Annotated in this window: 17 protein-coding genes; 3 read left to right on the forward strand and 14 right to left on the reverse strand. The window is 73.0% G+C overall.

The window, feature by feature from the left end:
• Window positions 1–26 precede the first annotated feature (26 nt).
• Window positions 27–1,796 carry a serine/threonine-protein kinase gene (locus MXD57_RS14925; RefSeq protein WP_250401903.1) on the reverse strand — a complete coding sequence of 590 codons (1,770 nt, stop codon included), beginning with the start codon at window positions 1,794–1,796 and terminating at the stop codon, window positions 27–29.
• A gap of 68 nt (window positions 1,797–1,864) precedes the next feature.
• On the reverse strand, window positions 1,865–2,713 hold the full coding sequence (locus MXD57_RS14930) for a menaquinone biosynthetic enzyme MqnA/MqnD family protein (RefSeq protein WP_250401904.1): 849 nt from the start codon (window positions 2,711–2,713) through the stop codon (window positions 1,865–1,867).
• A gap of 288 nt (window positions 2,714–3,001) precedes the next feature.
• On the opposite strand from MXD57_RS14930, the gene MXD57_RS14935 reads away from it, so the two are divergent.
• Window positions 3,002–3,205, forward strand: a complete 204-nt coding sequence (locus tag MXD57_RS14935) for a cold-shock protein (protein ID WP_003974443.1) — start codon at window positions 3,002–3,004, stop codon at window positions 3,203–3,205.
• An 817-nt stretch (window positions 3,206–4,022) separates the two neighbouring features.
• A complete protein-coding gene (locus tag MXD57_RS14940; protein ID WP_250401905.1) occupies window positions 4,023–4,223 on the forward strand; it encodes a hypothetical protein in 201 nt (66 codons plus the stop codon).
• Window positions 4,224–4,361: 138 nt separating this feature from the next.
• Here the strand turns inward: MXD57_RS14940 and MXD57_RS14945 are convergent, their stop codons facing one another.
• The 4 genes from MXD57_RS14945 to MXD57_RS14960 all read right to left on the reverse strand — a co-directional run bounded on the left by MXD57_RS14945 (window position 4,362) and on the right by MXD57_RS14960 (window position 11,474).
• Window positions 4,362–7,409: an AfsR/SARP family transcriptional regulator gene (locus tag MXD57_RS14945; protein WP_308290765.1), complete on the reverse strand. Its 3,048-nt coding sequence runs from the start codon at window positions 7,407–7,409 to the stop codon at window positions 4,362–4,364.
• Between the two features lie 144 nt (window positions 7,410–7,553).
• Window positions 7,554–8,348 carry an AfsR/SARP family transcriptional regulator gene (locus MXD57_RS14950; RefSeq protein WP_250401906.1) on the reverse strand — a complete coding sequence of 265 codons (795 nt, stop codon included), beginning with the start codon at window positions 8,346–8,348 and terminating at the stop codon, window positions 7,554–7,556.
• A gap of 87 nt (window positions 8,349–8,435) precedes the next feature.
• A complete protein-coding gene (locus tag MXD57_RS14955; protein WP_250401907.1) occupies window positions 8,436–9,272 on the reverse strand; it encodes a hypothetical protein in 837 nt (278 codons plus the stop codon).
• 246 nt (window positions 9,273–9,518) lie between these two features.
• Window positions 9,519–11,474, reverse strand: coding sequence for an AMP-dependent synthetase/ligase (locus MXD57_RS14960; protein ID WP_250401908.1), 1,956 nt, complete (start codon window positions 11,472–11,474; stop codon window positions 9,519–9,521).
• 486 nt (window positions 11,475–11,960) lie between these two features.
• Between MXD57_RS14960 and MXD57_RS14965 the strand changes: the two genes are divergently transcribed.
• Window positions 11,961–12,899: a MaoC/PaaZ C-terminal domain-containing protein gene (locus MXD57_RS14965; protein WP_250401909.1), complete on the forward strand. Its 939-nt coding sequence runs from the start codon at window positions 11,961–11,963 to the stop codon at window positions 12,897–12,899.
• 33 nt (window positions 12,900–12,932) lie between these two features.
• Here the strand turns inward: MXD57_RS14965 and MXD57_RS14970 are convergent, their stop codons facing one another.
• From MXD57_RS14970 to MXD57_RS15005, 8 genes are all read right to left on the reverse strand, one after another.
• Entirely contained in the window at window positions 12,933–13,583 is a 651-nt protein-coding gene (locus MXD57_RS14970) for a TetR/AcrR family transcriptional regulator (protein ID WP_250401910.1), read from the reverse strand.
• A gap of 89 nt (window positions 13,584–13,672) precedes the next feature.
• Window positions 13,673–13,972, reverse strand: a complete 300-nt coding sequence (locus MXD57_RS14975; protein WP_250401911.1) for a DUF4229 domain-containing protein — start codon at window positions 13,970–13,972, stop codon at window positions 13,673–13,675.
• A 99-nt stretch (window positions 13,973–14,071) separates the two neighbouring features.
• Window positions 14,072–14,596, reverse strand: a complete 525-nt coding sequence (locus MXD57_RS14980; RefSeq protein WP_250401912.1) for a GNAT family N-acetyltransferase — start codon at window positions 14,594–14,596, stop codon at window positions 14,072–14,074.
• A gap of 99 nt (window positions 14,597–14,695) precedes the next feature.
• Window positions 14,696–15,859, reverse strand: coding sequence for an aminofutalosine synthase MqnE (gene mqnE / locus MXD57_RS14985; protein WP_250401913.1), 1,164 nt, complete (start codon window positions 15,857–15,859; stop codon window positions 14,696–14,698).
• Window positions 15,860–16,063: 204 nt separating this feature from the next.
• Complete coding sequence (locus MXD57_RS14990) at window positions 16,064–16,519, reverse strand: Lrp/AsnC family transcriptional regulator (protein ID WP_250401914.1); 456 nt, start codon at window positions 16,517–16,519, stop codon at window positions 16,064–16,066.
• Window positions 16,520–16,580: 61 nt separating this feature from the next.
• Window positions 16,581–17,255, reverse strand: coding sequence for a UbiX family flavin prenyltransferase (locus MXD57_RS14995; protein WP_250401915.1), 675 nt, complete (start codon window positions 17,253–17,255; stop codon window positions 16,581–16,583).
• A gap of 69 nt (window positions 17,256–17,324) precedes the next feature.
• Complete coding sequence (gene mqnP, locus MXD57_RS15000; protein ID WP_250401916.1) at window positions 17,325–18,227, reverse strand: menaquinone biosynthesis prenyltransferase MqnP; 903 nt, start codon at window positions 18,225–18,227, stop codon at window positions 17,325–17,327.
• A complete protein-coding gene (locus MXD57_RS15005) occupies window positions 18,224–19,681 on the reverse strand; it encodes a menaquinone biosynthesis decarboxylase (RefSeq protein WP_250401917.1) in 1,458 nt (485 codons plus the stop codon). Before MXD57_RS15005 ends, mqnP begins: the two co-directional genes overlap by 4 nt.
• Window positions 19,682–19,688 lie beyond the last annotated feature (7 nt).

Below are 19,688 nucleotides of genomic sequence, written 5' to 3' on the forward strand. Positions count from 1 at the left end.
CCTTCCGGCACGTGGTCCCGTGCGCCTCAGCCGGCCTTCGACATCCGGGCCACCGGATCGCCCTCGGCCGCGCTCTGCGCGGAGTAGCGGAGGTCGTCGCCGACCGGCGTCAGCTCGACCGGGTGCGGCGCCGGGTCGCAGCCGAGGTGGTTGGACTTCGCGCCGACCGAGGTCGCCACGATCCGGGACTGCGTCACCTGCTTGAGGGTGAGGATGTCGACGCAGACGCCGCCGAGCTGGTCGGTCTGCCGCAGCCTGCCCAGTTCCTCGCCGACGGCCGCGTCGCGCACGGTGAGCCGGAAGGTGCCCATCGGCAGGCTGCCGCCGAGCCCGCTGGCCGGGCCCTCCCAGGTGCCGAGGTAGCGGGCCGGGACCGTCCCCGGTGTGCCGCCGCTCCCGTCGGGCGCCTCCGAGGCCGGGGCGGCGGCCGAGCGGGAGGCCGTCGGTGCGCCGCCCGCCGTGTCGTGGTCGCCGTCGGCCCACGGCCGGAGCAGCGCCCCGACCCCCACGGCCGCCGCGGCCGCCGCTCCCGCCACGGCCAGTGCGACGGTGCAGCTCACCCGGCGTCCTTGTCCCTTCCCGCGCGGCGCGGACGTCGCCGCCACGCTCACCGTGACCCTGCCCGGAGCCGGCCGCTCGTCCCGCGGCCCGGACCCGGCGGGCGGCTCCCCGCCCCCGGTGCCCGGCCCCGCGCGGTGAGATCCCGGGGAACCGGACGGCGGCGCCGGGGGACCGGACGGCCCGGGCGGAGTCATCGCGGGGGCCGGCCCGAACACGCCGGCGGACGCCTCCGGTTGGGACCGCTCCGCACCGGCCGTCTCGTGCGCGGGCAGCGCGGCGCCCGAAGTCCCGCTCACCGAGGGGCTGCTGAAGCCCACCGGCCCGGACGGCGCGGCATCGGCCGTCTCCAGGTTGAGCAGGCTCACCACGCTCCGGCTGACCTGTTCCACCAGCGCGCCGGGCAGCCAGCCCCCGGTGACCAGGCGGGCCGTGCCCTCCGGGGCGAGCCGGCGGGCCAGTTCCGCGGGGGCCGGGCGGGCCGCCGGGTCCTTCGCCAGGCAGTCGGCCGCCACCTCGCGCAACTCACCCGTCAGACTGCCGAGTTCCGGTTCCTCGTGGACGACCTTGTACAGCAGTGCGGCCGAGGAGTCGCCCGGGAACGGGGGCTCACCGGTCGCCGCGTAGGCGAGCACCGCGCCGAGGGAGAAGACGTCGGCCGCTCCGGTGACGGCCTTGCCGAGGATCTGCTCGGGGGACATGTAGCCGGGCGAGCCGACGGAGACACCGGTCGAGGTGAGGGACGCCGTACCGTCCGTGGCACGGGCGATGCCGAAGTCGATGAGCAGCGGGCCGTCCAGCGTCAGCAGCACGTTGGACGGCTTCACGTCCCGGTGCACCAGGCCCAGTTCGTGTACGGCGGTGAGCGCCTCGGCGAGTCCCGCGCCCAGCGCCCGTACGGTCCGCGCCGGCAGCGGGCCGCCGTCCGTGACGGCGGCGGCGAGTGAGGGGCCGGCCGCGTAGGCCGTGGCGACCCAGGGCACGGCGGCCTCCGGATCCGCGTCCAGGACGGGCGCGGTCCAGGCTCCGCCGACCCGGCCGGCGGCCTCGACCTCCCGCCGGAAGCGGGCCCTGAACTGTTCGTCCAGCGCGAAGTGCGGATGCACGATCTTCACCGCGACCGTACGGCCGCCCGCGCTGCGGCCCAGGTAGACCCGGCCCATGCCGCCGGAGCCGAGCCGGCCGAGCAGCCGGTAGGGCCCGACGGCGGCCGGTTCGTCGGCTCCGAGCGGCTGCATGGCGTGCACCTCTCCCCCGTAACGCTCCCCCGTGACGCCTCACTGCCCGCAGCGTAGTGCCGGGGCGATCAGGGCTGAAGCAGGTCCACCTTCACGTCCGCCGGGAAGCCGGTCGTCGGGCCGACCCGGCGGGCGAACTCGGTGACCGCCCTGAGCTGCGGTTCGCCGAAGCTGAAGTCGAGGGTGGTGAAGTACTGCTCGAGGGTGGCCTCGTCGAAGGACTCCCAGCGGGCGGCCTGCTCGGCGACCTTGCCGACCTCCTCCAGCGAGAGGTTGCGGGAGGCGAGGAAGGCCTCGTGGACCTTGCGGGTGATGAGCGGCTCGCGCTCGGCGTAGTCGCGGCGGGCCGCCCAGACCGCGAAGACGAACGGCAGCCCGGTCCACTCCTTCCACAGCGCGCCCAGGTCGTGCACCTGCAGGCCGAAGCGGGGGCCGTCGATCAGGTTGGCGCGCAGGGCGGCGTCGCCGATCAGGACGGCGGCGTCCGCCTCCTGCATCATCAGGCTGAGGTCGGGCGGGCAGGTGTAGTAGTCCGGCTGGACTCCGAAGCGGTCCGCCAGCAGTAGCTGGGCCAGCCTGACCGAGGTGCGCGAGGTGGAACCGAGGGCGACCCGGGCGCCGTCCAGCCGGTCGAGCGGGACCTGCGAGACGATCACACAGGACATGACCGGGCCGTCGCAGCCGACGGCGATGTCCGGGAAGGCCACCAGGTCGCCCGCGTTGCGCAGGAACTCCACGAGGGTGACGGGCCCGATGTCGAGGTCGCCGCGCACGATCTGCTCGCTGAGCTTTTCCGGGGTGTCCTTCGTCAGCTCGAAATCCAGGAGCGTGCCGGTTCTCGCGAGCCCCCAGTAGAGGGGCAGGCAGTTCAGGAACTGGATGTGGCCGACGCGCGGCCGGGTGCGGGAATTGTCCACATCGCGAGACTAGACCCCGTGCGGTACGGTGCAGAGACCGGCCCCTCCGTCAACCCATCCGAGTGGATGTTCAAACATTCGGGTGACGTGATCTTGGCCTCTATTGCTTTCGGTAGCCCGCGTGCTAGGCTCGCCGCAAGTTGCAGTTTGGTTTCCCTTGCAGTACAGAGCCTGCGGAGCATGTGACCGCGGGCTCTCGTCGTTTTCAGACGAATGCAGTTGTGCAGCACCGTTTCGCACGTGCAGGTTCTGGAGCAGGGCAACCCTTTTTGAGCCCAAGGAGGGCTTATGGCTACCGGAACCGTTAAGTGGTTCAACGCCGAAAAGGGCTTTGGCTTCATCGCCCAGGAGGGCGGCGGCCCCGACGTCTTCGTTCACTACTCCGCGATCAACGCCCAGGGCTTCCGCTCGCTCGAGGAGAACCAGCAGGTCTCCTTCGACGTGACGCAGGGCCCGAAGGGTCCGCAGGCGGAGAACGTCACCCCCGTCTGATCACTGCCTGATCGCAGAACCTGAGTGCAGTACCCAAGGAGCCCCACGCCGTAAGGCGACGGGGCTCCTGCCTTTTCCCGGCCCGCGCTTTCATGAATTCCCGGCGAATTCTCCGTTCGCCCGTCCCCCGTGCGCGCCGGCCCCCGGGACACCAGGACACGCGTGAATCCGTGGCCCCGGCCACGGCTCCCTGGCGACGCTCGGTCGGGACGCCCTCGGCCCCGGCCGGTCCGTGTCCACGCTCGCCACGCGCGCCCGGAGCCGCGCTACGGACTCGGCTCCTGAGCCGGATCCGCCGTTCGCCGGCGGTTCCCCGGCCGGCCTCGTGGCCCACCGCCCGATCGTCCGCGCCCCGGCCGAGGAGCCGCCCGTCCCGCCGCCCGGGTTCCCCGAGCACGGTGCCCCGGCGGGAGGTTGCCGCCCGCCCTCCGGGCCGGGGAGCGGCCGCCGCGGGAGGACCGGCCCCGCGGCCGTCCGGTGACACGAGACTTCCGCCGCCGCCCGGGCACGTGACCCGGCCGCTCCGGCAGGCCCGGCTTCGCCCTCACCGGCGCACGGTGCGCGCACCCGGGGAGCGCGTCGGGGAATCGGTATCGCGGCCCCCTCTCCTCTCCCGGAAGTCCGCCCAGGTCACAGCGCATGTTCGAGGGTGACTCGGGAGCCCCATGAGCGGTTGAAACCGGGAGTACCGGGAGCGCGACCTGTGCCGGTAACCGGCTGGGACGGCATGGGGATCGGCTCCACCCAGCATCGGTTGCGGCGCCGGGGAGGAACCGGCGACCGGATCTCGATCCGTCTACCCAGGGGGAGTCACGACATGCGCACCATCGCACTGCGTACGAAGTCGGTTCTGGCCGCGCTCACCGGCGCCGGTGTCCTCGCGCTCGGTACCGCCGCGGCCGTTCCGGCGGCCGGTGTGCAGGACGCCCTGGCGCACGTCGCGGCCGGTCTCGCGGGCTACCAGGCGGACGCCCCGGCCCTGGCCAACGGACACGGTCCCGGCTTCGTCCGGGGCTGATCCCGTCGCGCCCCGCGGCGCGCACCCCAGTGACCGACGGCACCGGCCGGGCCCCACCCCACCGGTGCCGTTTCGCGTGGTCGCGTCCGCGGGGCGCCCGGCCGCGCGCGGCACCGCCGGGCGGCCGTCCGGACGCGACTACAGTCTGCGGCCCTGCGGGCTCACACCCATCGCGTCGAACAGTTCCTCCGCCGCCCGGCGGTGGGTCTCGGCCGCCGGTTCGTCGCCCAGTGCGTGGGCGGTCTCCGCGAGGCCGAGCAGGGCGCGGGCCATCTCGATGCGGTAGCCGAGGCGGGACGCCAGCTCGTAGGCGTGGCGGTGCAGTTCCATCGCCCGCTCGGGCGCGCCGCGCCGCAGGTGGACCAGGGCGACGACGTTGACCACCGACGCCTGGCGCAGCGCCGTGCCCTCGGCGGAGACCAGTTCCAGGGCCCGCTCGGCGTGTTCGGCGGCCGAGCGCACTTCCCCGAGCCGCTGGCAGACCTGCGCCCAGTGGGCGAGGACGACGGCCACGTTCGCGGGCTTGCGGGACTCGTCGCACAGTTCGAGGGCCTGGGCGAGACAGGCCCGGGCCCGCTCGTCCTCGTCGGTCCCGAGGTGGGCCAGGGCCAGCCAGGTGAGCGAGGCGATCTCGTTGCTGCGGTCCCCGAGGCTGCGGTTCAGCTCGGTGGCCCGGGCCGCGTACCGGGCGCCCTTGGCGTAGTGACCCGACCAGGTCTCCACCGTGCTGAGGTTGTCCAGGGCCTGCGCCTCCATCCGGGCCGAGCCCAGTTCCTGGTGCAGCGCGATGCCCTGCACCAGGTAGGCGCGGGCCTCGTCGAAGTCGCCGAGCGCCCCGTGCAGCAGGCCGAGGACGTCGATGCACATCGCCTCGCCCCGGCGGTCGTCGGCGGAGGCGAGCTCCAGGGCCTCCCGGGCGGTGGTGATGCCGTCCCGGAAGTCGCCGAGCCACCAGTGGCCGACGGCCAGATTGCCCAGGCTGATGCCGAGCAGCGCCGGGTCGTCGAGCTGCCGGCAGGCACCGACGCCGATGCGGCCCACCACCCGGTACTCCTCGTAGTCGCCGCGCAGATCGAGGTAGAAGAGCAGATTGCGGGCGAGCAGCGCGGCGTAGCGGTGCAGCCCCCGGGTGCCCGCCTGGGTGGCGACCGCGAGCAGCGCCTCGTACTCGCGGTCGAACCAGCGCAGCGCCCCCTCGTCGCCGTCCAGCCGGGGCAGTTCGGGGCCGCTGGAGGCGGGCGGGTCGCCGTAGAGGCTGCGGCCGGGGAAGAGCGTCTCGCAGGCCACGTCGGTGGCGAGCGTGTAGTACGACACCAGCCGCTCGACCGCGGCCTCCTCGTCGTCCTCGGCCTCCCGCACGCTCATCGCGTAGGTGCGCACCAGGTCGTGGAAGCCGTACAGCCCCGCCTCGTGCTGCTCCAGCAGATGCGCGTCGAGGAGCAGTTCGAGGGCGTCCTCGGCGTCATGGCCGCCGGTGCCGAGCAGCGCGGCGGCGGAGTGGACGTCGATGGTGCTCCCCGGGTGCAGCCCGAGCAGGCGGAACGCGACGCGCTGGTCCTCTTCCATCGCCTGGTACGACAGCCGGAGCGTGGCCTCGACGCTGCGCTCCCCCGCGCTCAGCTCGCGCAGCCGCCGGGTCTCGTCGGCGAGCCGGTCGACCAGGTACCGGACCGTCCAGCGGGGGCGGTTGCGCAGCCGGGCGGTGGTGATGCGCAGGGCGAGGGGCAGGCCGCCGCACAGGTCCGCCAGCAGCGCGACGGCCTCGGGTTCGGCGGCGGTGCGCTCGTCGCCGAGCATCCGGTTCAGCAGGGTGGTGCTGTCGTCGGCGGAGAGCTGTCCGAGGGAGAGCCACTCGGCGGCGTCGAGGTCGAGCATCCGCACCCGGCCGGTCAGGATCGCCAGGGACACGTCGGAGGCGGGCAGCAGGGGCCGGATCTGGGCGGCGTCGGCGGCGTTGTCCAGCAGGAGCAGCAGCTTCCGCTGTGCTGAAACGCTTCGCCACAGGGCCGTGCGTCTCTCCAGGTCGTCAGGGATGCGGTCGTCCGGTACGCCGAGGGTACGCAGCAGCGAGTGCAGTACGGTGCCCGGCTCCTGGGCCTTCTCCCCGGGGCTGAATCCGCGCAGGTCGACGAAGAGCTGGCCGTCGGGGTAGTCGGCGGCGAGCTGGTGGGCGGCGTGCACCGCGAGCGCGGTCTTGCCGCTGCCGCCCATGCCGTCGACGCCGACGATCCGGGTGCGCTCGGCGGCCGCCGCCCGGCCCACCTGCAGCAGCCGGGCCAGTTCCGCGTCCCGGCCGGTGAAGTCCGGCAGGTCGTACGGCAGCGTGCAGGGCGCCGGCTCGGTCCCGGACGGCCGGGCCGGCGGGGCCGGCACGAGCAGCGCGGCACGGTCGGCCACCGACTGGGGCACCCGGGGAGCCACCTCGGGGCTGTCGCGCAGGATGGCCTCGTACAGCCGGGTCAGTTCGGCGCCCGGGTCGATGCCCAGTTCCTCCACGAGGAGTTCGCGCATCCGGCCGAACTCCTCCAGCGCCTCCGCCTGCCGCCCGGCCCGGTACAGGGCGAGCATCAGCCGTCCGCGCAGGGTCTCGCGGAGCGGGTGCGCGGTGACCAGCTCGCGCAGCGGTCCGACGAGGTCACCGGACTCGCCGAGTTCGAGCTGCAGCTCGAAGTAGTGCTCGGCGACCGCCATGTGCCGTTCCTCGAGGGCGGCGGAGGCCGCCGAGATCACCGGGCCGCCCGCGCCCGCCATGACCGGGCCGCGCCACAGGTCCAGGCAGGCCCGCAGATGACCGACCGCCTCGACGGGCTGTCCGGCGGCCACCGCCTGCCGCGCCTCGCGCGCACGCCGGCCGAACTCGTGCAGGTCGAGCTGGTCCTCTTCGAGCACGGCCCGGTATCCGGCGCCGTCGGTCACGATCAGGGAGGAGCCCCCGGGGATGCGGGTGCGCAGCGCGGCGACGGCCTTGCGGATCTGATGGCCCGCGGTCTGCGGCGGCTCGTCCTCCCAGGCGGCGGTCACCAGCCGGGGCATCGGCACCATGCGCCCCGGCTCCAGTAACAGGGTGACCAGCACCCGTTCCTGGGTGGGGCTGCCGAGTCTCAGCCGCCGGTCGCCGTGCCACCCTTCCAGCGAACCGAGGATGTTGAAGCGCACGACAGGCAGACCGGATGCCGCCGACTCCACGTAACCCGTCCCCCCACCCCGTTGTACCGCTCAGCCCCCGGATGTTCGGGACAATCCTAGGTTGTACCCCGAACCCGTCACGTCGGAAAGCGTCTTCACGTTACAAGGGTTGCCCCTCGGTGTGCGCCCAAAGCCGGACCATCTTCAGGCGAGCTGTGGGAGAACGGACCGCGTATCACCGGCCAACGCCGGATCGTGGCACAGAATGGCGCTCTCCACCTGACGCAACGCGGGCGACGGCTGGATGCCCAGTTCGTCGTCGAGGTGGCGGCGCATCCGGCGGAAGACGTCGAGGGCGTCGGCCTGCCGGCCCGAGCAGTACAGGGCGATCATGAGCTGCTCGCAGAACCGCTCCCGCAGCGGGTGGTTGGTGTGCGCGTCGGTCAGCTCGGCGAGGACCGCCGCGTGCCGGCCGAGCCGCAGCTCGGCGTCGAAGCGCAGCTCCATGGCACGCATCCGGTACTCGTCGTAGCGGGCGCCCGCGAGCTGGCACATGGTCCCGCAGGCGAACCCGCCGAAGACCGGGCCGCGCCACAGGGCGAGCGCCTCGCCGAGCAGCCGGGCGGTGTACGCCGGGTCGCCGCCGCGGGACGACTCGGCGTGCCGTACGGCCCTGACGAACTCGGCGGCGTCCAGCTCGCCGTCCCCCACGACGAGCCGGTAGCCCGAGGGGTGGATGGTCACCCTGGATCCCGCCCGGCCCGGCTCCAGTCCGCGCAGCTTGCGGCGCAGCCGGCTGACGTGCGCCTGCAGCGCGTTGGCCTGGTTGTCGGGGACGGCGTCCCCCCACATCTCCTCGACCAGGCTCTCCCCGGAAACCGGCTGGCCCTCGCTGATCAGCAGAGACTGCACCAGGGTGCGCTGCAGGTCGCCGGAGATCTCCGCGGGGCCGGACACGGTACGGATCTGCAGGGCCCCGAGGATCGAGAACTTCAGCATCCTGACTCCGCCTCCCGTTGATGTCGCTGGCGTCGTCGTCCTTCTTCCGGCGACGTATCAACGGTGCGGGGCGCGGCTACCGGATCGTTACCGGTCCGTTCCCGGCCGGATGTCGTCACCGACGACCAGCGCCCTTACGGAGGCCACCCGACGGGCCGCCACGTCGGGCGAGTCGGCGCCGACGACGAGGTGGCCGGGGTGCGGCGCCTCGGGCGGCGAGACGTACCGGACGTGCGGCAGTCCGCCCACCTCCGCCTCCGCCAGCCGCCACGGCGGGCTGATCAGCGCGGCGGCGGCGAAGCGGTTCGGCCGTACCGCGTCGACCAGCCGCCCGGCCAGCACGTCGACCGCTCCGGCCGTCAGATCCAGCCCGCCGGCCGCCTTGACCAGTTCCGGGACCGGGTCGTCGCCGAGACCGGCCCGGCAGCCGGTGATCACCGGACCGCGCGGGGTGAGGGCGACGCTCGAGTGGGCCGGACCGAACTGGTACCCGGTCAGGTCCAGCAGCGCGGTCACCACCGCGCGCACCTCGGCGGCGGTGTCGGCCGTGAGCGGCGCGGGGTGGAGCAGGCCGTAGGGCGTGCGGGCGACGATCGCGACGGCCTGGTGCATGCCGTGCACGCTCAGCGTCTCCACGGTCAGCCGCAGGTCGCCGGGGGCCACCTCGGTGCCGCCCGGCGAGAGCCGGTTGTCACGGACCAGGCGCTGCACGGCGGCCGGGGCGGACAGCGCCACGAGGGCGCGGGCCGGGTTGACGCACAGCCCGGCCTCGGCGGCCTCGGCGAGGGGTGCGCGCAGGGCCGCCTCGTCCGTGGCGTCGGCCCGTATGGAGCGCACTTGGACTCCCGCGCGCACGGCCTGGCGGACGAGGCGCTGGTCCGGGTTCAGCAGGAAGATCCGGCGGACGTCGTTGTGTTCTGTCATGCCTCTGCTCGGGGGACGGAGTAGGCGGGGGTGGAAAGGCAGGCTACGAGCGGCCGATACCGATCCGGTCCCGGCAGGTTCCCGAGGTGGTGCGACAGCCGGAACGCGCACTTCTGAGGGGCCGACGAATCCTGGGCACCGCCGGAACCCCTTCGTACGCTACCGGGTCCGGGGCACTTGCCGGGTGCGGTTTCGCGGCAAGGACAGAGCAGCCGGTTAGCGCCTCTGTCCGGGAGTTTTCCCCCTTCACCCAACCCCTCGGTGTTCGTAGAGGCCTTCGATCTCCTGGGCGAAGTCCTCCATGATCCGCTCCCTGCGCAGCTTCATGGAGGGGGTCAGATGCCCCGCCTCCTCGGTGAAGTCCACGGGCAGCACGGCGAAGCGGCGGATCGACTCGGGGCGGGACACCAGCCTGTTGGCCTCGTCCAGGGCCCGCCGCAGCACGGCTTCCAGCTCCGCGTCCCCGACCAGGAGTTCGGGCGGCACCGGATGTCTGCCGTTCATCCGGCGCCAGTGGGTGATGCCGTCGGGATCGAGGGTGACGAGGGCGGCGACGTACGGCCGCCCGTCGCCGACGAGCATGACCTGCGAGATCAGCGGGTGCTGGCGCAGCCAGTTCTCCAGCGGCGCCGGGGCCACCGACTTGCCGCCGGCCGTGATCAGCAGCTCCTTCTTGCGGCCGGTGATGGTCAGATAGCCCTCGTCGTCCAGTTCGCCGATGTCGCCGGTGGGCAGCCAGCCGTCCCGGGTGGCGGGGACGACGCCGCCCGCCTGCGGGTCCCAGTAGCCGCGCAGCACGTGGTCGCCGGCGAGCAGGATCTCCCCGTCCGCCGCGATCCGCACCCGGGTGCCGGGCAGCGGCCAGCCGACCGTGCCCAGCCGGGGCTTGAGCGGCGGGGTGACCGTGGAGGCGCCGGCGGTCTCCGTCAGGCCGTAGCCCTCGAAGACCTCGATCCCGGCGCCGGCGTAGAACGCGGCCAGGCGGCGGCCGAGCGGTGAGCCGCCGCAGATGACGTACCTGACCCTGCCGCCCATGGCGTTGCGGATGCGCCGGAAGACGAGCGGGTCGTAGAAGGAACGGGTCGTGCGCAGGGCCCGGTTGGGGCCGCTGCCGGTGCCGGTCTGCCGGGCCTCCAGCGCCTCGCCGTACCGCACGGCCACCGCGGTCGCCCGGTCGAAGGCACCCTCCCGGCCGCCCTCCTCCGCCTTGGCGCGCGCGGAGTTGAAGATCTTCTCCAGCATGTACGGGATGGTCAGCAGGCAGGTCGGCCGGAAGGCGGCGAGGTCGGGCAGCAGGTCCTCGGCCTTCAGGCTCGGCGCGTGCCCCAGCCGGACCCGGGCGCGGACGCAGGCGATCGCCACCATCCGCCCGAACACGTGGGACATCGGCAGGAACAGCAGCACCGACGCCTCCTCGGCCGATCCGGTCCGGAAGACCGGGTGGAGGAGCTGGACGGCGTTGTCGACCTCGGCGAAGAAGTTCCCGTGCGAGAGGGCGCAGCCCTTGGGGCGGCCGGTGGTGCCGGAGGTGTAGATGAGCGTGGCGAGGGTGTCGGGGCCCAGCATGCCGCGCCGTACGGCGACTTCGCCGTCCGGCACCCCGGCGCCCAGCTCCGCCAGCCGGTCCACGTGCCCCTGCTCGATCACCCACAGGTGCCCGAGGTCCGGCAGCCGCTCCAGCTCGGGGCCCATCGCGGCGGCCTGGGCACCGGTCTCGGTGACCAGGGCGACCGCGCCGGAGTCGTGCAGGATCCAGCGGGTCTGGAAGACGGAGGAGGTGGGGTAGACGGGGACGGTGACCAGGCCGGCCGCCCAGGCGGCGAAGTCGAGCAGCGTCCACTCGTACCTGGTACGGGCCATCACGGCGATCCGGTCGCCCGGTGTCAGCCCCGACGCGATCAGGCCCTTGGCCACCGCGAACACCTCCGCGGCGAACGCGGCCGCCGTCACGTCCGTCCACCGGCCGTCGTCCGCCCTGCGGCTGAGCACGACGGCGCCGGGGTCGGACTCGGCGTTCTCGAACGGCAGGTCCGCCAGCGAGCCGTGCCGCACCGGCGGCGCGAACGGCGGGACGTACGCCTCCCGTACGGCGCCGTCCAGCCGGCGGGTCTCGGGTTCCACCAGGAGCGGCAGGCCGTCGTAGTCGGTGGCCTGGACGGGGGCGCCGGAGGAGACCGGGGCGCTCGGGTACGGAGTGGACACGGGGCGGCTCCTCGGGCGTGCAGCGGAGAACTGCTTGCTGCCTGACGTACGTGCCTCGGGAGGCGAGGCGTTCACCGGTGGCGGTCCCGCAGTAAGGAGTTACCGACGGTTAGGCAGGTGATCGTACGGGTCGGCTGTGGGGGGATCGTGCGGGTTCGGGGATGGTCCGGGAACGGGGGTGTGCAGCCTCGAGGATCATGTGAGAGGCGTTCGTGTCCCCTGGCTCACACCCCGCCGGACGGGGTCGCGAGCGAACCCGTCTCGACCCGCTCCTCGGCCGCGACATAGCATTACCTCCGGTAACATTACGTCAGGGCAAGCATCCTGGCCGAGCCGCACGGGAGCTGGACATGGCCGAGCGCCACCTGGGCCGCACCGGCACGGCACCGGGCCGCCCCCTCACCGGGCACCCGGGACCGCCCCGGCCCCGGCCGCGGCCCCCGCGGGTCGTCCGCGGGTGCGGCCGGAGCCTGCCGGGAGCATGAGATGACCACCGTCACCCTTTCCGGCACCCCCGCGCCGGCCCCGCTGCCGGCCCGCGGAGCCCTGCGCTCGCCGTTCCGGCGCCCTTCCCGGCGGGCGGGGTTCCCGCGCGACCGGCTGGTCCTGCCCGGCCTGCGCGTGGACCTGGCCCGGCTGGCCGCCTACGAACGGGCCTGCGGCTTCGCCCCCGGCCCCGACGACGCGGACGCGCTGCCCGTCACCTACCCGCACGTGCTCGGCTTTCCGCTGGCCATGCGCCTGATGAGCGGGCGGGACTTCCCGCTGCCGCTGCTCGGCCTGGTGCACACCTCGATCGGCATCGTCCGCCGCACCGGCCTGCCGGTCACCGGGGAGTACGAACTCGCCGTGCACATCGCCGGTCTCGCCCCGCACCGGCGCGGCACCGAGGCCACGGTGGTCACCGAACTGCGGGCCGGCGGGGACGCCGTATGGGAGTCACGGAGCACCTATCTCGCCCGGCACCGGACCGGCCCCGGCGCGGCTCCGGGGCCCGGAGAGGAACCGGGGCCCCGGGAGGAGCTGGGGCCGGGGAAGGAACCGGGGCCGGGGAAGGAGCCACGGCCAACGCTTCCGGTGGCGGCCGAGTGGCGGCTCGCCGGTGACCTCGGCCGCCGGTACGGCGCCGCCTCCGGGGACCGCAACCCCATCCATCTGCACCCGCTGGCCGCCCGCCTCTTCGGCTTCCCGAGCGCCGTCGCGCACGGCATGTGGACGGTGGCCCGCTGCCTGGCCGCCCACGGCGCGCCCGAGGCGGCCCGGATCCGGGCCCGGTTCCGGGCACCGGTGCCGCTGCCGCTGCCGCTGCCGCTGCCGCTGCCGGGAACGGTGGCCTACGGCGCGGACGGCACCGGCCGTTTCGAGCTGCGCGGGGCCGGGGACCGGCCGTACCTCACGGGCGAGGTACGGGCGCCGGCCCCGTAGGCACTCCCGTCCGGACCCGGGACCTCAGGCGCCTCAGTCCTCGAAGGGGGGCGGGCTCCAGGGGCGGCCCCGCATCAGGTTGCCCAGGCCCGCCCAGGCGAAGTTCATCAGGGTGGCCGCCGCCTGCCGCGCCGTGGTGCCCGGGGTGGCGTTCGCCCAGGCGGCGAGCGACTCGGCGGCGCCGACCAGGGCCTCGGCGAGCCCGGCGACATCGCGCTCGGCGAGGTCCGGATCACGATGGGCCTCGCGAGCCGCGACGACGATCAGCCGGGTCACGAACGCGACGATCTCCTCGCGCATCGCGGCGACCTCGGCGGCGAACAACTCGCCGTGGGTACGGGCCTGGAGGTGCAGCACGGCCCAGCCGTCGGGGTTCTCGGCGGTGTGCCCGAAGAACGCCAGGAGCCCGTCCCAGAGCTGGCGGTCCGCGGGCAGGTCGGCGCGCACACCGGTGCGGACCGCCGCCGACAGGGCGCCCGCCTCCCGGCGGACGCACGCCGTGAAGAGGTCTTCCTTGGAGTTCAGGTAGAGGTACACCAACGGCTTGGAGACGCCCGCCAGTTCGGCGATCTCGTCCATCGACGCGGCCGTGTACCCGCGCCGGCCGAAGATCCGTACGGCGGCGTCGAGCATCTGGCGCTCCCGCACCGCACGCGGCATCCGCTTGGTCTTCACGGCACCCATGGGCAGAAGCCTAGAGGCTGTGCCGTCCGGACAGGCCGGTCTCGCGGCGGACCTCGGCCGGCCTCGCACCGGGCGGGCGGCCGGGAGGGTCAGGAGGCCTGGCTCCGCGCCCGGGTGGTGTCGTCGGCCTGGTCCTCCTGGCTGCGGTTGGAGTCCAAGCCGGCCTTCATCCGGTCCACCCGCTCCACCATCCGCACCGAGGCCCGCTCCCGCTCGCGGCGCAGCACCACCCAGCTGATCGGCGCCGACAGCACCAGCGCGAGCAGCAGCACCCACAGGAGGTTCGAGTCGCCGAAGCCGCGCGGGAAGATGCCGGAGTAGACGGCTCCCCAGACGACCACGAGGCAGCCGGCGAAGACGCCGAGGCGCATCAGCGTGTAGCGGAGCATCTCAATCCACTCTTCCGTGTCGTACGGTCCGAAATCCCACCGGGGGCATCGTCCAGTGAAACACGCCTGACGGACGATCTTCGCGGGGGGTCCGGGGCCTCAGGTCAGCGGGAGCAGCATGGTGATGTCGTCGCGGTGGTCGCCCGGGGCGACGCGGATGGCGCCGGGCACCCGGCCGACCTCCTCGTAGCCGCAGGAGGCGTAGAAGCGCTCCAGACCGAGGCCGCTCCGGCAGCCGAGCCGGATGGCGTCGATGCCGCCGAAGCCGCGGACCGCGCCCTCCGCCGCCGCCATCAGCTCGCGGCCGTACCCCTTGCCCTGGTGCCCGGGGTGGACCATCACGGTGTACAGCCAGACCCAGTGGGTCTGCAGCCGGTGCGTGTTGAAGGACACGAAGGCGGTGGCGGCCACCTCGCCCGCCTCGTCGTGTCCGACGAGCAGCCGCATGCCGCCGCCGGTCAGCGCGGCGAGCTGCTTGACCAGGGCCGGGCGTATGTCCTCCCGCGTCACCGGGGGCACGAACCCGACGGCTCCGCCCGCGTTGGTCACGTCCGTCCACAGCGCGAGGACACCCTCGTGGAGGGCGGGCGTGATCACTGGATCGAGCGTGAAGGTAAGGGACACCTCGCGAGTGTATCCCTTACCCGAATCCGCCCGGCCTGGGGGCCGCCGGCGGTCCGACCGCGCTCCCGGCCCCCGGGCGCCCCGGGGGCCGGGCGGGGTTCAGACCCGCATCGGCTGCGGGGACTCCCGGCGCAGGGGGTCGGGACCGTCGTACTCGCGGATGACCTCGTAGCGGGTGTTGCGCTCCACCGGACGGAACCCGGCGTCGCGGATCAGGTCCAGCAGGTCCTCGCGGGTCAGCTTGTTCGGCGTGCCGTAGTTGTCGGCGTCGTGGGTGATCTTGTACTCGACCACCGAGCCGTCCATGTCGTCGGCGCCGTGCTGGAGGGCGAGCTGGGCGGTCTGCACGCCGTGCATCACCCAGAAGACCTTCACGTGCGGGACGTTGTCGAACAGCAGCCGGGAGACGGCGAACGTCTTCAGCGCCTCGGCGCCGGTCGCCATCTGCGTGCGCGCCTGGAGCCGGTTGCGGACCTTGCCGTCCTTCACGTCCACGAAGTCGTGCTGGTAGCGCAGCGGGATGAAGACCTGGAACCCGCCGGTCTCGTCCTGCAGTTCACGCAGCCGCAGCACGTGGTCGACGCGGTGCCGGGGCTCCTCGATGTGGCCGTAGAGCATGGTGCACGGGGTCTTCAGGCCCTTCTCGTGCGCCAGCCGGTGGATGCGGGACCAGTCCTCCCAGTGGGTGCGGTGGTCCACGATGTGCCGGCGGACCTCCCAGTCGAAGATCTCGGCGCCACCGCCGGTGAGGGACTCCAGGCCGGCGTCGATCAGCTCGTCGAGGATCTCGGAGGCGCTCAGCCCGGAGATGGTCTCGAAGTGGTGGATCTCCGTCGCCGTGAAGGCCTTCAGCGACACGTCCGGCAGGGCGGCCTTCAGCTCGCGCAGCGAACGCGGGTAGTACCGCCACGGCAGGTTCGGGTGCAGGCCGTTGACGATGTGCAGCTCGGTGAGGTTCTCCGACTCCATCGCCTTGGCGAGCTTGACGGCCTCCTCGATGCGCATCGTGTACGCGTCCTTCTCCCCCGGCTTGCGCTGGAAGGAGCAGTAGGCGCAGGAGGCCGTGCACACGTTGGTCATGTTGAGGTGCCGGTTGACGTTGAAGTGCACCACGTCACCGTTCTTGCGGGTGCGTACCTCGTGCGCCAGCCCGCCCAGCCAGGCCAGGTCGTCCGACTCGTACAGCGCGATGCCGTCCTCGCGGGACAGCCGCTCGCCGGAGCGGACCTTCTCCTCCAGCTCGCGCTTGAGCCCGACGTCCATGCCTACACCTTTCTCCGACAGCCCGACCAACGGTATCCCCAGTGCCCCGACGGGCGACGTTCGCCCCGTCGGAACGTCCGGCACGCACTCCCGACGCAACCGCGCCCCGCCTCGACGGGCGAACACCGCCCGCCGCGGCACCAGGGCCGGTGGCGAGAGTCCCGTCGTCCGCCCGCGGGGCGGGCGGGACCTTCGCGACAGGCCCTAGACCTCCTCGGGCAGTTCCCCGACCCGGTTCTCCCACTTCGTGGACAGCACGACGGTGGTACGGGTCCGGGACACGCCCTTGGTCCCGCTCAGCCGCCGGATCGTCCGCTCCAGGCCGTCCACGTCCGTGGAGCGCACCTTGAGCATGAACGAGTCGTCGCCGGCGATGAACCAGCAGTCCTCGATCTCCGGCAGGTCCCGCAGCCGCTGCGCCACGTCCTCGTGGTCGGCGGCGTCGGACAGCGAGATGCCGATCAGCGCGATCACGCCGAGGCCGAGCGAGGCCGAGTCCACGGTGGCGCGGTACCCGGTGATGACGCCGGCCGCCTCCAGCCGGTTGATGCGGTCGGTGACACTGGGTCCCGACAGGCCGACGAGGCGCCCCAGCTCCGCGTAGGAGGCCCGGCCGTTCTCTCTCAGGGCCTGGATGAGCTGCCTGTCCACCGCGTCCATGCGATCGAAGCCTTCCGCTGAATAGTTCCCGAAGTGATGAGAGGTACTGCGACCCGCCCGGCTACCGGCCCGCTGCGCCGCCGCCCAGTTCGCCCTTCCAGCGCCGGTACAGGCCGTGCCCGACGCCCGCCGCGTCCAGCACCCGGCCGGCGACGAAGTCCACGAGGTCCTGGATGTGCGTGGCACCCGCGTAGAAGGCGGGCGAGGCCGGCACCACGCTCGCGCCGGCGTCGTCCAGGGCGACCAGGTGACGCAGGGTCTGGCCGTTCAGGGGGGTCTCCCGTACGGCCACGACGAGCGGCCGGCGCTCCTTCAGTGTGACGCTCGCCGCGCGCTGCAGCAGGTCCTTGGAGAGGCCGAGGGCCACACCGGCGACACAGGCCGTGGACGCCGGGACGATCAGCATCCCCCGCGCCGGGTACGACCCCGACGACGGTCCGGCCGCGAGGTCCCCCGCGCCCCAGTACCGCACTCCGGCGATGTCCACCTGGAACGTCCCGGGCTTGCCGTCGGCCCCCCTGGACAGCCATTCCCGCAGGTCCTCCTGCCAGTGGGCGTCCCGGAACGAGATCCCCGTCTCGTCCAGCAGGGTCAGCCGCGAGGCCCGGCTGACCACCAGGTCGACCGCCTCACCGGCGTCCAGCAGCGCCCGCAGCACGGCTGCCGCGTACGGCGTGCCGGAAGCTCCGGAGACCCCCACGATCCAAGGCGCGCGCTGCGTTTCTCCTGCGTTCACACCTTGAGCGTACCGGCGGACCGATTCGTGTTCAGGGCGGGTCGGCCCGACCGCGGCGCCGTGCCCCGCTCAGGGCGCCAGACCCCGCACCAGCAGGTCCAGCAGAGCGCACACGAACAGGGCGATACCGATGAAACCGTTGACGCTGAAGAACGCCCTGTTCACGCGGGACAGGTCGTGCGGGCGGACGATGGTGTGCTCGTAGCCGAAGGCACCCGCCACGACGACAAGGCCCAGCCAGAAGAACGCGCCCGCGTGGGTGGCGAGGCCGTACCAGACGAACAGGGCCGTGGTGACGGTGTGGCAGGCGCGGGCGCCCCAGACGGCGGCGGGGACGCCGAAACGGGCCGGGACCGACCTGACGCCGATCTCGCGGTCGGTCTCGACGTCCTGGCAGGCGTAGATCAGGTCGAAGCCGCCGATCCAGATGCCGACGGCGAGCCCGAGGATCACCGCGTTCCAGGACCACTCCCCGGTGATCGCCAGCCAGCCGCCGACCGGGCCCATCGCCTGGGCCAGCCCCAGGATGGCCTGCGGGAAGTCGGTGAACCGCTTGCCGTACGGGTAGACCACCATCGGGATCACGGCGACGGGCGCCAGGGCCAGGCACAGCGGGTTCAGCAGGGCCGCGGCGCCCAGGAACACCACGAGCGCGACCAGGGCGCCGGTCCAGGCGTGCCGCACCGACATCGCGCCGGTGACCAGCTCGCGGTGGGCCGTGCGCGGATTGCGGGCGTCGATCTCGCGGTCGATGATCCGGTTGACCGCCATCGCGAACGTGCGCAGGCCCACCATGCAGACCGTGACCAGCAGGAGCCGGCCCCAGTGGATGTTCCGGTCGAGCTGGAACATCGCGGTGAGGGCGGCGATGTAGGCGAAGGGGAGCGCGAAGACCGAGTGCTCGATCATCACCAGGCGCAGGAACGCCTTGGTGCGGCCGGGCCGCGGGAGGGCCGCGGAGGCGCTGCTCACAGGCCGTACTCCTTCCAGCGGCGGTCCACCAGGGCCGCCGTATCCGGGTCCGACAGGACCATCTCCGGCCATCCGCCGTCCCTCGTGTAGCCCTCCTCGGGCCACTTCCTGGTCGCGTCGATGCCCGCCTTGCCGCCCCAGAACTGCTGGTAGGAGGCGTGGTCCAGGTGATCGACGGGGCCCTCCACGACCGTGAGGTCGCGGGCGTAGTCCGTGTTGCCGAGGGCGCGCCAGGCGACCTCGTGCAGGTCGTGCACGTCGCAGTCGGCGTCCACGACCACGATCAGTTTGGTCAGGGACATCATGTGTGCCCCCCAGATCGCGTGCATCACCTTCTGCGCGTGCTTGGGGTACTTCTTGTCGATCGAGACGATCGCGCAGTTGTGGAAACCGCCGGCCTCGGGCAGGTGGTAGTCCACGATGTCCGGGACGATGATCTTCAGCAGCGGCAGGAAGAAGCGCTCCGTGGCGCGGCCGAGGGGGCCGTCCTCGGTGGGCGGCCTGCCGACCACGATCGACTGCAGCAGCGGCCGCTTGCGCATCGTCACGCAGTCGATGGTCAGTGCCGGGAACGGCTCCTGCGGGGTGTAGAAGCCGGTGTGGTCGCCGAAGGGGCCCTCCGGGAGCATCTCGCCGGGCTCCAGCCAGCCCTCCAGCACGACCTCGGCGTTGGCGGGGACCTGGAGCGGGACCGTCCTGCAGTCGACCATCTCGGTCCGCCTGCCCGCGAGGAACCCGGCGAACAGGTACTCGTCGATGTCGCCGGGCAGTGGCGCCGTCGAGGCGTAGGTCACGGCGGGCGGGCAGCCGAAGGCGATGGCGACGGGCAGTCGTTCGCCGCGCCGGGCCGCCACCTGGTAGTGGTTCCGGCTGTCCTTGTGGATCTGCCAGTGCATGCCGATGGTCCGCTTGTCGTGCCGCTGCAGGCGGTACAGGCCGAGGTTGCGGATGCCGGTCTCGGGGTCCTTGGTGTGGGTCAGGCCCAGGTTGAAGAAGGACCCGCCGTCCTGCGGCCAGGTGAACAGGGCCGGGAGCCGGTCGAGGTCCACCTCGTCGCCGTGCAGCACGACCTCCTGCACCGGCGCGTGGTCGGGCTTCACCTTCTTCGGCGGCACGTGCGCCATCGCGCCGAGCTTCCCGAACGCCTCGCGCACGCCCATGAATCCGTGCGGCAGCTCGGGCCGCAGCAGCCCGCCGATCTTCTCGGAGATCTCGCCGTACGACTTCAGGCCGAGCGCCTTCAGCAGCCGCCGGTCGGTGCCGAAGACGTTCATCGCGAGGGGCATCGCGGAGCCCTTCACGTTCTCGAACAGCAGCGCGGGGCCGCCCGACTTCTGGACCCGGTCGACGATCTCCCCGACCTCCAGGTACGGATCGACCTCGGCCTTGATGCGCTTGAGGTCTCCCTCGCGCTCCAGCGCCCTGAGCAGGGAGCGAAGATCGTCGTAAGCCATGCGCCCC

The sequence above is a fragment of the Streptomyces cellostaticus genome (assembly GCF_023630175.1).
Taxonomy (GTDB): domain Bacteria; phylum Actinomycetota; class Actinomycetes; order Streptomycetales; family Streptomycetaceae; genus Streptomyces; species Streptomyces cellostaticus_A.